Origin of the sequence: Paenibacillus sp. FSL R10-2771 (assembly GCF_038000205.1) — a bacterium.
Taxonomy (GTDB): Bacteria; Bacillota; Bacilli; order Paenibacillales; family Paenibacillaceae; genus Paenibacillus_AQ; species Paenibacillus_AQ phytohabitans.
Genome location: NZ_JBBOBM010000001.1, coordinates 614,210 through 628,492, shown reverse-complemented (window position 1 = coordinate 628,492; position 14,283 = coordinate 614,210). Strand labels below are relative to the sequence as shown.

Genomic DNA, 14,283 nt, shown 5'->3' with positions numbered 1-14,283 from the left:
ATTCTAGTGAAATAACGGTAAATACGGTTTGTTCTTCTCCAGCATTTCATCCAGCAGCTGTTCAGCTACGGTGACTGATGGCATGAGCGGATGATGGACCATAGCCTGCAGAGCCACATCCCGGTCTCCGTGAACAGCCGCCTCGATGGTGAGACTCTCATACTGCTTGACCGCAGCCAGCAGGCCTCTGACGGACTGAGGAATTCTGCGCAGAGGAATCGGCAGCGGACCCTGCTTGGTGACCACACAGTTCACCTCAATGGAGGCATCGTCCGGCAGGAAGTCAATAATTCCGTTATTCCTTACATTCAGCGTCTGGATATCGCGGGAATCATTATGAATGGAGCGCATCAGCAGCACTGCCGCCTCCGAGTAATAGGCTCCGCCGCGCTGTTCCAGCTGCTTCGGCTTCTCCTTCAGCTCTATGTTCCGGTACAGCTCAAACAACTCTTCCTCCACCTTCTTCACAACTTCAGCGCGTGATCCGGTCGTTGCCGCTGCTTCCTTCTGTTCCGCCAGCATCTCGTCTGTCATATAGTAATAGCTCAAGTAATACGAGGGAATAGCCTGCAAACTATTCAGAAACCGGTGGTCCCAGGCATCAAACGGCACATTGCCTGCCTTATAGCTCTCGGGGTAATCAATAAGCTCCTGCAGCTTGCTCTTCCCGTCAATTACGACATCGGATACCCAGTGCAGATGGTTGATGCCGACAAACTCGGCATAGATCTTCTCCATGGGAAGTCCGAAGAACCCGGAGAGCCACTTTTGGAAACCGATCGGCGAGTTGCACAGGCCTACGCTTTTGACCGATGAATACTTGTGGACAGCTTCAGTCACCATTCCGGCCGGATTCGTGAAATTCAGCAGCCAGGCATCCGGGGCCAGCTCCTCGATGTCCCTGCAAATATCCAGAATAACCGGGATGGTCCGCAGGCCTTTCATCATTCCTCCGGGACCGGTCGTCTCCTGGCCGATGACACTGTATTGAAGCGGAATCCTTTCGTCCCATTTGCGCGCTTCCAGCATACCCACCCGGATCTGCGTGCAGACAAAGTCCGCTCCGGCAATAGCTTCCCTGCGCTCAAGCGTCTCTACTACAGTAATCGGCAGTCCGGACTCAGCAATCATGCGCTTGCTCAGCTCCGCAATCGTATGCAGCTTCTCCCTGCCCTCCTCAATATCCACCAGCCATATTTCGCGGATGGGAAGCTCCTGGTGATGCAGGATGATCCCTTCAATTAATTCAGGTGTATACGATGACCCCGCTCCGATGACAACCAGCTTCAATGTTTCCTCCATGACAATTGTCCCTCCTTACCCTCTGATAGATGATCAAGAACCTCCTGATTCACATGCACACCGCTGCTTTCCATTGCCAGAATGACCGATCCTACAACCGGTTCACGGGTTAGAATCCTTAAAGTGCCATTCGGAGCCGCCAGCTTCACTCTTCGCTCAATGGCCCGCCGGATGATGCCTGAGCGGTCTCCCTTGGTCAGCAGGCTGCCTGCAAGCACGATATCGAAGATGTCCTCCTCCATGGCCAACCGGCGGATGGCCGACGCCGCAGCCAAACCCAGCTCATCCCCTTGCTTGACCAGAAGCCCGGTGGCAACGGGGTCCCCCTCCTCTGCCGCTTGAAACAACAGCTCGGCAATTTGGGGAGGCAAGTCTCTGAAATGATCGAGGTAATCCTCTCTTAACTCTGAAACGGTGGTATAGCCCAGCAATTGAGTTAAGCGTTTGCTAAGCACTGTCTCCATTTCTCTTCCGTCATCCGCCCTGAGGACGCTGCGGAATACCTCCATACTCAGATCATAGCCGCCGCCGAAATCCCCGAACCGGTAACCGAAGCCGCCGCATTGGTATGCAGCACCCGCCGGATTTTTACCACTGCAGTTCACGCCCGATCCGCAAATCAGCACGATCCCATAGTTCTTCTCTGTACCTGACCGCAGCGCATTCCAGGTATCGCAGGAAATCTCCGTCCGGGGAAGGCCAAGGCTGCCGATGATCGGCCGCAAAATTCTAAAATCAGCCTCTCTGTCCGCTCCCGCCAGTCCGAACCAGGAGTAATCCAGCTGATCCCGGGTCAGCCCTGAAGCCGTAATGGCTTCCGATACGGCCTGGTGCAAGCTGTCCGCCGCCTGCTCACGGCCCAGCTGATGATTCCCGTTCCCGCTTTTGCCTGCACCCATGACCTTCCCCTGTTCGTCTGCAATCATTGCGCAGGTCTTACTGCCTCCTGCATCCACTCCCAAAAAATACTTCACAGATGATTCACTCCTATAATTCAAGTTAATCTGACAGATGCGGTGGATTCACGAATGAGCAGCTGAGGAGCGAGCTTCGTTACAGCGGGCTGCGTCACCTCCCCGTTGATCAGTTTCAGCAGTAATTCAACGCCTATATTGCCCATTTGCGCCTCGGGCTGCCTGACTGTCGTGAGCCGCGGGTAGAATTCACCTACGAACTGCTGATCATCAAAGCCGACCACGGAGATATCCTGCGGTACCAGAATTCCTTCCTCACGCAGGGCTTGAACAACCCCGAGCGCAATAAAGTCGTCTCCCGAAAAGATGGCTGTCGGCAGCTTATCCTCGCGAATCCATCTCTTCGCTACCTCATAACCGCTGCTTACCGTAAATCCGCAATATTCTGTGCAGAAGGGCGTTAGCCCCGCTTCATCCAGCGCCTGGACATACCCCCGTTTGCGCTCCGTTACACTCAGAAACACCGAAGGGCCGCCGATATAGGCGATCCGGGTGTGACCAAGACTAATCAAATGATTAGTCGCTTCGTAACCACCTTGATAGTTATCAACCAGCACACTCGGAACATCCTCATGCTGGAACTGGTTATCCAGCAGGACAACCGGAATGTTTTTTCGTTTCAGCTCCTCCACATATTCTTTCTCTTCAAGCGGAGATAACAGGATAATCCCGTCCACGCGGTCCTTCTGAAACAGGAAGTTCACACCGTCATCCTCATTCTCAGCTATAGACAAGGCCAGGAAGTACCCTTGCTCTGCCAGCTTCCGGTTCACCACGCGAATCACGCGGTCATAGAAAGAGTCGTTAAAGTTGGTAATCGACATCCCAATGACTCCAGTCTTGCCGCGAACCAGACTACGCGCTGCTGAATTGGGCTGATAATTCAACTCCTCAATCGCACTCAGCACTTTCTGGCGGTTGCCCTCACGTACAGAGGGTGAATTGTTTAGAACTCTGGATACGGTCACTACAGAGAGCCCCGACTTCTTGGCTACATCATGAATGTTCATTTAAGTATCTATGCCTCCAAGTCCTAAAGTTTAATCGATTTAACTTTCAGAGAAATAAAAAAGAGTAACTCCTCTCGCAAAAACTGCATTATAACTGAAAATCGAACATTAGATGTGAGTTTTCTCTTTATCCAAAACTTCAAAACCGTTCTTAAAGTTTAAAGGTTTATACTTTAATACGAATATACAACCATTCCCAATATTCGTCAATCTATAAAATGCAGATCAGTTACAATGACAATCACCGCACTCACTTCCGTCATCCTTAAGCATCTATACTATACTAAAAATAAGATTAACCAAGCGAGGTGAAGCCGATGAAATGGGGAGAGATTACGAAATTGCACCCAAGCCGCTTTGTTCTGGTGGAAGCAATCAAGGCAACCTCCAGCAACCGTGTACGCCAATTAGAGGATATGGCAGTCATTCAAGACTACGATAAATCCGAGGAGGCATGGAGCGGTTATAAAGAGATGCATAAGCTACATCCGACTCGCGAGCTGTATGTTTTCCATACGAGCAGAAGCGATGTTGAAGTGGTAGAGGAATTCTTCTCAGGAGTACGGCAACCGCTTTTGATTCTGATGGATTAGCTGCAATAGGTATCCACATTGATTTTATATAAATGGGCGAGCCAGCGGATGTATGGAGTATGGGGAAAGAGTGAAATTTGTTATGAGAAGCAGATTACCAGCTTCAGCTTGGTTCGATTCAAGAGCCTTATGGTTTTGACGGAATTATTGGTATTGATTTTATGATGAAAGCCAAATGCAAGGTGGATTTTGAAACCATGATTATTAAGTTTGAGAAATAGACCGGGCAACGCTTACCCTCAAGGGACAGCAATCGCTTGGTCTATTTGCATTTTATTCACAGTTCACTTATAACTGAAACAAAAAACCTCCCCTCACCCCGAAGGATAAAGGAAGGCTTAAACGCGTCACCTCTGAAGCACGGCAGCTATATTTTTAGCTCCCCAAGCTTGATCAGCCAGGGCAACCGCTTGCGAACGGCCTTTTACGTTTAATTTTTGCATGACGTTCGTGGTGTGGTTTGAAATACACTGATAATCTAGGCACTGGTAAACTGATTGTTGATATTAAGGAAATCACCTAATCAAAAGACGGTAACGGTAACGTAATTTAACTATCGTTCCCGTTAGTTCATGACTTTTCACTACTTAGGATGGCTTCAAATATTTTTTTGCCTGTAGCGTCTATCATAGTTCCTTGAGAAGGCTCTTTTTTAGTAATCCATTTCATTAATTGAGCAACATAATAATCCATAAGGATCTGAAACAAAATTATGTAAATCCTTCATAGTAACAGCTACTCCTTTTAGTTTTATGATGCTTACAAAAATCCTCGGTTGTTAAAATCATGCTAATCGACCTATTTGGGATGCTGAATTATGTTTTCGTTTCCATTTATTTATATTCCTGCTCTTACTTCAATTAGAAACGGCAGCTGAGCATTAGACAAGATACCGTAGTGTATTGAACAATCGTTCCTCGTTACTTCAATGAAGTTTCACTTTTTCGGCCAAAGTAAGGCCCACATCATCCAGTCTCATGAGTTTTTACATATGTCTAGTTAAACTCTTGTCTACAACATATATATCAGATTCGGTGAGCATATCATCAACTGTAAACATAAATGCCTTCTCGAAAATTAATGCATAATCTGAATGTTGATAAAAAACAAAACAAGAATCCTTTGGTTCATTATTAAACACTATATTAAGATAACTTCTATTAATCAGCGAGCGCTCGTGTAATATTCGCTTTTGCTTCATCAGCTACTCTTTCATCTTTGTCGTCAATTGCTTGCATTAATATTAACATCGGAATATACACAGCAATCAAACGAGCTAATAACTTCGTCTCTTCATCCACTTCCCCATATTCTCTGAAAAACTCAGTACGAGCATGATAAGGCAAAAAGCTATAAACAACATTCAAATCACAGGCAGGGTGACCAATATTCATATCTCCCCAGTCAATAATTCCTGAAACTTTTCCATTCTCGTCCACCAACATATTTTTAAAATGAAGATCACCATGAAGGAATACGTTCCTTTGTTTTACTTGGTCTGTTTTAAGCTGCACCAAATAATCAGCAATTGCAGAATGTTCTTCCTCCTTAATATGAATTTTCAGATCGGACAAGAATTTTAGCATTTTTTCTTTTCGTAATGCTATATCTGTGAGATTCCTGTGGTCATGTTGAATACCGTTTTCTTGAGCCACCTGTACTGGAAATGCATGCAATCTTTTTAAAAAGTGCGCGAGTGTTGCTACCGATAATGTGCGTTGCTCATCAGTTAATCCAATTGGAAACATTCCCGATAAATATGGATAACCAAGAAATGGTGCAGGATAGTCACTATTCCCTTCACCTAAAAAAAGTGGTTTCGAATAAGGGATAGAAATAAAATCCTCAAGCTTCGGTAATATCTTCGCTTCCATTTTTAACGTATCAATAGCAACTTTTCTTCTTGGAAAACGAAAAACATATTCGTCTCCAGCAAGGAAAACTGTATTATCCCAACCATAACCTAGTCTTTTGATTTCTTTAGACGATAACTGTGGAAACTGACTACTTATTAATCTTTGGGCCAATTCCTCTGAAATTTCCCAATCTGCATCCCATAAATTCGAACTTCCCATATACCTTCCCCTAACAGTTGGCGTTTTAATAATGACATGCAAACATGAAACAGTATTATTTTACCACTAAAATTTCATTGCGGTTGGTATTAAACAGTTATAGGAATTAACTCTCGAAACTGCCCTATAGTACATTTAAGAAACCTGTATCCACCACGCTATTCTGCCCGTTCGAGCTGAGCAAAGGCAGCCGATCCACTGACCGACTGCCTTTGTGTCGTTATTGAGCTATCGTTTCCCGATTTGCATATTCTTAGCTGTTATAAGCTGAGAATCAACTATACCAGGAAACTCGAGTAGATCGAATGCAACTTTTTGACCTTCTTTGAGAAACCGAAAGCCGTTCGGTAACCTATTTGAGTCTGGTAGTATTTTGCTAAAGTGTACAAAACATGGTTACCACCCTGCCCGTCTAGCATTATCTGTCCGTAACCTTCATCTTCTTTGAACCAATTGACGATCCCCCATCTGGTGTTCGGGCAATCTAAACTGGTCTCTTTTTAAGAGGGTCTCATGGTCAATCCATAAAACCACATAGACGACATTTAGGGTTAACTCCTTTACTTTATCTTTCAGTCAATAAGACTCAAGATATTATTCCAAATGAGGGTCAACTCCGATTTGCTTTCCCAAGGCTTCTGACGCCCACTACTGTGCATATGGCTTACATCATCACCTGATATATAAGCACTGTTGTTTAAGACGTTAAACCAATGTACTTGAAGTTGTTGACTTCCCGACTCCTGCTGGTCCTGACAATATATATACTGTTTGCATTAACGTTCCCCTCTTCCTGTAACCGAAAAATCATAATATGGCATATTATACCATAATCATTGAAGAGAATTATTATGCTAAACTGCGCATGACAAGGAGCTGCTCTGCCACTCTTTATCGAAGGAACTTCATATGCCATCGATATCACGTGTCACCCTTCCTCCACAACAAAAAACCTCCCCTCACCCCGAAGGATACGAGAAGGCTTAAACGCGTCACCTCTGAAGCACGGCAGCTATATTTTCAGCTCCCCAAGCTTGATCAGCTCGACAACCGCTTGCGAACGGCCTTTTACGTTTAATTTTTGCATGACGTTGGAAATGTGGTTGCGGACGGTTTTTTCGCTAATGAATAACAGTCCTGCAATATCCCGTGTAGTTTTGTCCTGCACTAGAAGCTCGAATACTTCGCGCTCACGATGCGTCAACAGAAATTTGCTATGATGTTCGTTCCCTTTCAATGGTGTCACCCCTCCTTGCTCTGGGTTTGTTTGGTATAACAAGGTAAAGGGATACAGTCAAACCATACTATGTAGGGTGGCAGTTAATGGTGCTGTTGCAGCATTAATTTGGGCGGGGACAGACGCGGATCGGGGACAACCCTGGCATTCCTGACCAAAACGCATAATAAAAACGGCTTCAGCTCCTATCGTTAAGGGCGTCATCCGTTGGGGCAAAGTCTATAGAAAACACGCTGCTAAGTAATGCTTAGGCAAAAAAATGTTGCTGTGAATCCGTCCGCCCGCAGCGTTACGCCGCAAACTTCACCGGTCCGTCACGCCCTTTCGGTCACGCCGGCTTAATCCGGTAAGGCTGCTAACAACCCCAGTGTAATTTATGAAATGGATTCCATAGCAAGCTTTTTTATATGCGAAAATGTGAAAATTTCTATGGTAAAATAAAACCATTCCAATTCTGACTCGGGGGGCAGCATACGCCATGGCTAATATTAAAGAAATCGCCCGGATTGCCGGAGTTTCCGTAACGACCGTCTCGCGGGTGCTGAATAATCATCCTTATGTCAGCAAAGACAAAAGAGCCGCCGTCCTCGATACGATTGAGCAGTTAAACTACACCCGCAATATGAACGCCGTCCACCTGATTACCGGACGTACCGGTACAGTGGCGGTGATTCTTCCGTATATCAATGCTTTTTATTTCTCGATTATTATGAATGGTCTTGCCCATGAGGCACTGCTCGCGCAATACCGGCTGATCCTGTGCCAGAGCAATTATTTGCCAGATGAAGAGATTAAAGTGCTGGAGATGCTGCGCAATAAAGAAATCGACGGTGTGGTCATTGTATCGACTGCGCTGAAGCCTGAATTGATTGAGGAGTATACCGCGTACGGTCCGGTTGTAACCTGCCAGGACAGCGGGCAGCGCCGTTATTCCTCTGTATATATTGAGCATTATGCGGCTTTCAAGCAGGGGCTGCAGTATTTGAAGGGCAAAGGGTACCGCACCATCGGCTATTGCGAAGGCAGGCAGAATGGCAGCAGCGCCTCTATCCGGCAGACTGCCTTTCGCGAATTCATTGCTGAGCACAAGCTGGTTTTTCAGGAGGAATGGATGATCTACGACTGCACGACGGAAGAAGACGGAGCGGCCGTGGCACGGTCGCTGCTGGAGATGCCGGAGCGGCCTGAAGCTATGATTATTACCGGAGATCATGTGGCAGCCGGACTGATGATTGAGGCGCGCAAAGCCGGTCTTAGTATCCCCGGAGACCTCGCGGTTATGGGCTTCGATAACCAGCCGATCGGCCGGTTGCTGGAGATCACCACCATAGATAACCACCTGTATGAGATGGGTGCATCCGCCTTCCGTATTATTCATGAGCAGATTAGCTCAGACAACCCTGATCCGGTCTACCGCAAGCTGGATTACCGGATTATTGAGCGGTCCACGGTGTAGAATAAGTAATCTGCGATCACTGCTCGTTTCCTAACCAATCGGTCAATTGCCGGCAGGTACGCGGAATAATTCGTGCTGAGTTAATCCAGCGCTGTCACGAATGCTATAAACTTCAATGTGGCGGAACGTTTAAAAAACATTGCGTATATCAGGCATTCCGCCGGGGATCACGCTGTTGTCTCTGGGACACCGGCAGCAGAGCGAGCTTAGAGTAAGATAGTTAAGTTTTGCCTTCGGCCTGTAAAAAGGCATAATGTTGTACGTAGTGCAACTCCGGTTCATGAATACCAGGGTGTCCGGGAGGAGTGTTGTACGGAATACAGGAATTCCCCCGATCTTCTGCTGAAACAAGAGGAATTGCTGCCTTTTCTACAACAATTCTTGAGTTCGGCCGTTTTTATGAGTAAATTGTTGTATTTCGTGCCGGCATCAAGTAGAAACAGCTATGCTGTCTGTTTAAAGGACGGTACCGTTTCAGGGGAACTTGAAGGATAAGTTATCATATGAAAAAGTATATATTCCTATATACTCAAAAAATTAAACTGCGTCTTCCGCCTGTCGGGAGGCGTTTTTGGTGTTTTATTTGTGTGAGTCAGCATGGATATGATAATTATCACATTTTTATTGACAGGTACTGGATGGAGATTTATGATAGGTCCATCATTGATAACGATTATCATTTACATAAACAAAAGGGGTGTCCAACAGAATGAAGATAGGTTATGCAGTACCCGCGGGTTTGCTTGCGGCTTCCCTCCTGTTTGCCGGCTGTGCAAGCAATGATAACAATAATAATGGCAACAACGGCAATAACAGCAATACCTCCGGGAATAATGCCGCAGCCCAGACGGGCAATGTGTCAACCGGTACACCTGCCGCAACTGCAGATTCAACTGCTGCTGACGCTACGGCGGATTTCACCACGGCCATCGACGAGTACCGGAAATATGTAATTGAACAATGCGACGAATTCGTGAAACAGACCGAAGGCTTCACCAATGCGGTGAAAGCAGGCAAACTTGAAGACGCCAAAGCGCTGTATGCTCCGGCACGCATGTATTATGAACGGATTGAGCCCATTGCTGAAGCGCTTGGAGATCTGGACCCCAATATTGATGCCCGCGAGAACGATGTTGACGCTGCGGACTGGCGCGGCTTCCATAAGATTGAACAGGCCCTCTGGCAGAACAATACCACAGATGGAATGACTGATGTCGCGGACCGTTTACTGAAGGATGCGCAGCTGCTGCGTGCCAAGGTGGAAACCGCTGAGATTGATGCCAACCTGCTCGTTACCGGAGCTGTGGAGCTGCTGAATGAAGTATCCTCCTCCAAAGTAACCGGTGAAGAGGAACGTTACTCCCACACGGATTTGTATGATTTTGTCGCCAATGTAGAAGGTGCCCAGAAGATCTATGAGCTGCTGAAACCCGAGCTGGCCAAAAAAGACCCTGCGCTGGAGCAAACGATCGGCGAGCGGTTCACCGCACTGCTGAATGAGCTGGCACCGTTCAAATCCGGTGACGGCTACGTTTCCTACGAAACGCTGAAAGAAGCTGAGGTCCGGACGTTAAGCCAGAATCTGGACGCCTTAGCTGAGCCTCTATCCAACATGGGAACTATTCTGGGAGTGTGACCGGTATGAAAAAGAAAGACAGGACTTCCCGGGAAACTCCCGCGACAGAGAGCGTTCTCTCCAAGGTTGCTTCTAAAGATCAGCTATTATTCGATAAAAAACTAAGCCGCCGCGATATGCTGCGGCTTACTGGCGCCTCCGGACTCGGCCTGCTGCTCGGCGGCGGCGGGGTAGGCAGCATTCTGGCGGCACGCAAAGCAGCCGGGCAGCCGGGACAGGCACTCTCTTCCCCGCAACACGCGGGAGCGGACATTATTCCATTCTACGGGAATCATCAGGCGGGAATCATTACGCCTGCGCAGAATTTCCTGTGCTTCGCCTCGTTTGATCTGACAACAACCAAGCTCAGCGAGGTCAAAAAACTGCTGGAGGCCTGGACCACCGCCGCCGCTGCCCTTACTGCCGGTACGCTGATCGGCAGCGTGAACGACAATCCCAATCTTCCGCCTGCCGACACCGGCGAGGCCGATGGTCTTACCCCCTCCAAATGTACGCTTACCTTCGGGGCGGGTCCTGCCTTCTTTGACAGCCGGTTCGGACTGGCTGCGAAACGGCCGGCCTCCTTCACCGATCTCCCGGCATTCACGGGAGACAGCCTGGAGCCGCAGTGGTGCGGCGGCGATCTCTGTGTGCAGGCCTGCGCCGACGATCTGCAGGTAGCGTTCCATGCCATCCGCAATCTGGCCCGCATCGCCCGGGGCACAGCCGTGCTGCGCTGGACGCAGGAGGGCTTCCAGCGCACCGGCAGCGCCGACCCGGCAGGCGGCACACCGCGTAATCTGCTCGGCTTCAAGGACGGCACGGGTAATCCCGACGTCACCGATGACGCCGAGATGCGAAGTGTCGTCTGGAGCGGAAGCGGCGATGGCCCAGCCTGGATGAATGGCGGCACGTATCTCGCACTGCGCCGTGTTCGCTTTCGTATTGAGGTCTGGGACCGCTCTACGCTGAGCGATCAGGAAGCAACGTTCGGTCGTCACCGGCAGAGCGGCGCTCCGATTGGAGCGCGGGATGAATTCGCCGAGCTCAATCTGGAGGCGGCGGATGCCAGCGGCAAGCCTGTCATTCCGCCGGATTCCCATTCGGCCCTCGCCCATGGGGACGGTTCAGTCAAAATGCTGCGCCGCTCCTACTCCTATTCCAGCGGCATGGATCTCAAAACCGGACAGCTGGATGCAGGGCTGGTCTTCATCAGCTTCCAGAAGGATCTGGTGAAGCAGTTCGTGAGCATTCAGCAGCGCCTCTCGAAGAATGACCGGCTGAATGAATATATGGTCCATACCGGCAGCGCCGTATTTGCCTGCTTCCCCGGAGTACGGGAAGGTGGTTATATCGGGGAGACGCTGCTGGGGTGACGGCAGATATAGCTAAGTCCGGATTCAGCGTGAGGAAATGACGCTGAATTCGGCGCTGGATATATCCGGGTTCGTAGGGCTGCGCAGTGTGACCAGAATCAGCGGGATGAACGATATGGAACGGATGTTCAGGGACAAATAATCCGGAGCAGACTGGAGATTTGAGAACAGGAAAGTGCGTCGCGGAAATTGCGGGATGAACGAGTTGTGGGACGAACGATCAAGAACAAATAATCCGGAGCAGACTGGAGATTTGAGAACAGGATGTGTGACAGGGAAATTGCGGAAAGAAACGGAGTATCGGCGGGATTGAGTAAATGGAGGGGCGGCTGGCAGCTGGCACGGCAGCAAACGGAATCAGGCAAAATGTTGCACTGGGTACAACTCGAATAACTAGTTTCCTGCCTAATTGGACGGATTGTTGTATGAAATACAACAATCGCTTCGTTTACCAGCCTGGAACCGGTGGAATGCTGCATTTCATACAACAATTTTAGTTTAGGGGCGATATTTCAAAAGAAATGTTGTATTTCGTGCAGGATTGTTAGCGGAGAATCAGGTACAACAGTTACTGCCGCCCCGAAGTCCCAATGTTCACTACAGTGACAACCACGCTTCAGACGCAACACTTAAGTCCGCCTTCTATAGAGGAAAGATAATAGCATGCCTATTCGCGAAGGGAATGATCCCGATGATCATAACGGTTAAAATCAGTCCATGGCGGCAGATCCGGGCAGCGCTGCTGCTGATCTGCCTGCTTCTGCTGCTGCCCAGCGCGCCGGCTTCTGCGTCAGGCGCGCCGCTCGATGAGCTGCTGCCGCCTGTAGGCAGCGCGCTGGTAGAGTCCGGCCAGAGCCGCTGGGATGCGGCGGCGGCCGATGTGGAATCGTTCGCGGCGCTGTGGCGCAGCGCGAACGAAGGCACGCCGGACCCGGCACTCGCCGGTCCGGCAGCTGAAGTCGACGCCGCGCTGGCAGCCGCGGCGCAGGCCCTTGCGGCCGGCGGCGGAGCGCCCGCCAAGGCCGCCTTGTCCACGCTCGCCAGAAGCGTGGACGCGTACATCACCGCCGCCGCAGACGGGGGCGGCGGTGACTCAGGCGCCGCCGGGCGCGCAGCGGCGGCGAAGCTGCTGCCCGCGGCGGAGCGCACGCGGGATGCGGCGCGCAGCGCCGACTGGACGGCGGCGGCGGAAGCCTACCGCGCCGTCGTGAACGGCTGGACGCCGGCGGAGCGCGGCATCCGGGGGGACAATCCCGCCGTCTACGGCCTGCTGGAGACGAAGATGAGCCTGCTGCGCATTGCGCTGCAGGCTGAGCCGCTCCGCGAAGAAGCCGCGCTGGCGGAAGCCGAGGCGCTGGTTGCGCTGCTGTCCGGCTACAGCGAGGGCAAGGCGGTCGATACGGGTAGTGCGCCAGCAGAACCGGCCTCTATTGAAGGGCTGATCAGCTACCTGAACAAAGCTGCAGCCTCCGCCGAAGCCGGAGACAGTCCGGCAGCAGCCGCGGTAATGGAGCAGTTCATCACAGCTTGGCCGTCGGCAGAAGGCGCCGTGCAGATTGCCTCGCCCAAAGTCTATGCCAATATCGAGAATGAGAGCACCGCCGTCACCGGCTACCTGCTCTCCGATCCTCCAAAGCTTGCCGGGGCACTGGAGATCCTGGACAATATGCTCGCCGAGCTGACTCCGCTGGCCGGAGAACAGACGTATACTGCGTGGGATGCGGCACTCATTCTGCTGCGTGAGGGGCTCGAAGCGATTCTTGTGCTCGCCGCTCTGCTCGCTTATCTGCGCAGAGAAGCAGAACCCGCGGCCCGGCGCTGGGTCTGGTCCGGGGCTGCGGTGGGGCTGGCCGGAAGCATCGGCATCGCCGTGTTGCTAACCTACACCATCTCGCAGGCAGCCTCCGGAGGAGCACGTGAGCTGATCGAAGGCATTGCCGGTCTGGTCGCCGTGGTCATGATGCTCACCGTCGGCCGCTGGCTGCATGGTAAATCCAGTACGGCTGCCTGGAATAAGTATGTGGACCGCCAGATGCAGGGTGCGCTTGCCAAAGGCAATCTATGGTACCTGTTCTTCATCGCTGCGCTGGCAATCCTGCGCGAAGGAGCGGAAACAACTATCTTCTATGCAGGCATGGCTCCTGCTATCGCTACTTCCCAGTTGCTGCTCGGGATTGGCGGCGCACTTGCAGTACTGGTCGTTCTCGGCTACGCAATCATTGCACTGAGCGCCAGACTGCCGATTGCGGCCTTCTTCCGCACCGCCACAGTGCTGATCTATTATCTCGTGTTCCGCTTCCTTGGTGAGAGCATCCACGCGCTCCAGGTAGCCGGCAAAATACCGGCACATGCGGAGAGCAGCCTCCCATCCATCGGCTGGCTCGGCCTGTATCCGACCTGGGAGACCTTTGTGCCGCAAATACTCATTCTCGCTTTCATCCTCTGGGAGCTGCTGCGCGGCAGACAAGCTTCCCGCAGAATGCGCACACCAAACCGGTTAACCAAATAAACACACTAACATACAGCTGTCATCAGCGTGAGTGACCTCAAACACGCAGATGGCAGCTTCTATTTTGCCAGCGCCATATTCATTGTCCCCCTCTACTCCCTGCTCCCTACTCACCGCTCACTGCTCTCCAGCTTCT

Annotated in this window: 11 protein-coding genes and 1 pseudogene; 5 read left to right on the top strand and 7 right to left on the bottom strand. The window is 50.6% G+C overall.

Translation table 11 applies throughout. The annotated features are described in order from the left end of the window. Positions 1 to 3: 3 nt before the first annotated feature. From NSU14_RS02800 to NSU14_RS02790, 3 genes are read right to left on the bottom strand one after another with little or no spacing between them, the layout of a single operon-like run. Positions 4 to 1,302 (bottom strand): 6-phospho-beta-glucosidase, encoded by a 1,299-nt coding sequence (locus tag NSU14_RS02800; protein WP_076248447.1) that lies wholly within the window; start codon positions 1,300 to 1,302, stop codon positions 4 to 6. Next, entirely contained in the window at positions 1,287 to 2,276 is a 990-nt protein-coding gene (locus NSU14_RS02795) for an N-acetylglucosamine kinase (RefSeq protein ID WP_076248450.1), read from the bottom strand. Before NSU14_RS02795 ends, NSU14_RS02800 begins: the two co-directional genes overlap by 16 nt. A 20-nt stretch (positions 2,277 to 2,296) precedes the next feature. Continuing rightward, on the bottom strand, positions 2,297 to 3,286 hold the full coding sequence (locus tag NSU14_RS02790) for a LacI family DNA-binding transcriptional regulator (RefSeq protein WP_076248452.1): 990 nt from the start codon (positions 3,284 to 3,286) through the stop codon (positions 2,297 to 2,299). Positions 3,287 to 3,603: 317 nt separating this feature from the next. Between NSU14_RS02790 and NSU14_RS02785 the strand changes: the two genes are divergently transcribed. Further along, a complete protein-coding gene (locus tag NSU14_RS02785; protein ID WP_336103859.1) occupies positions 3,604 to 3,879 on the top strand; it encodes a hypothetical protein in 276 nt (91 codons plus the stop codon). A gap of 367 nt (positions 3,880 to 4,246) precedes the next feature. On the opposite strand, the pseudogene NSU14_RS02780 reads toward NSU14_RS02785, so the two are convergent. From NSU14_RS02780 to NSU14_RS02770, 4 genes and pseudogenes are all read right to left on the bottom strand, one after another. Further along, positions 4,247 to 4,346, bottom strand: a pseudogene (locus NSU14_RS02780) (LuxR C-terminal-related transcriptional regulator); the annotation flags it as partial. 518 nt (positions 4,347 to 4,864) lie between these two features. Continuing rightward, positions 4,865 to 5,080: a DUF4275 family protein gene (locus NSU14_RS35905; protein WP_076248456.1), complete on the bottom strand. Its 216-nt coding sequence runs from the start codon at positions 5,078 to 5,080 to the stop codon at positions 4,865 to 4,867. Beyond that, positions 5,040 to 5,954 carry a phosphotransferase gene (locus tag NSU14_RS02775; RefSeq protein WP_340941994.1) on the bottom strand — a complete coding sequence of 305 codons (915 nt, stop codon included), beginning with the start codon at positions 5,952 to 5,954 and terminating at the stop codon, positions 5,040 to 5,042. Before NSU14_RS02775 ends, NSU14_RS35905 begins: the two co-directional genes overlap by 41 nt. Positions 5,955 to 6,966: 1,012 nt before the next feature. Next, on the bottom strand, positions 6,967 to 7,191 hold the full coding sequence (locus NSU14_RS02770) for a helix-turn-helix domain-containing protein (protein WP_019908812.1): 225 nt from the start codon (positions 7,189 to 7,191) through the stop codon (positions 6,967 to 6,969). Between the two features lie 478 nt (positions 7,192 to 7,669). On the opposite strand from NSU14_RS02770, the gene NSU14_RS02765 reads away from it, so the two are divergent. The 4 genes from NSU14_RS02765 to NSU14_RS02750 all read left to right on the top strand — a co-directional run bounded on the left by NSU14_RS02765 (position 7,670) and on the right by NSU14_RS02750 (position 14,147). After that, entirely contained in the window at positions 7,670 to 8,647 is a 978-nt protein-coding gene (locus NSU14_RS02765; RefSeq protein ID WP_340942637.1) for a LacI family DNA-binding transcriptional regulator, read from the top strand. Positions 8,648 to 9,356: 709 nt separating this feature from the next. Then, a complete protein-coding gene (gene efeO / locus NSU14_RS02760) occupies positions 9,357 to 10,283 on the top strand; it encodes an iron uptake system protein EfeO (RefSeq protein WP_336103856.1) in 927 nt (308 codons plus the stop codon). Between the two features lie 5 nt (positions 10,284 to 10,288). After that, on the top strand, positions 10,289 to 11,638 hold the full coding sequence (efeB, locus tag NSU14_RS02755) for an iron uptake transporter deferrochelatase/peroxidase subunit (protein ID WP_340942632.1): 1,350 nt from the start codon (positions 10,289 to 10,291) through the stop codon (positions 11,636 to 11,638). 691 nt (positions 11,639 to 12,329) lie between these two features. After that, complete coding sequence (locus NSU14_RS02750) at positions 12,330 to 14,147, top strand: FTR1 family iron permease (RefSeq protein ID WP_256704013.1); 1,818 nt, start codon at positions 12,330 to 12,332, stop codon at positions 14,145 to 14,147. The last annotated feature ends 136 nt before the right edge of the window (positions 14,148 to 14,283 follow it).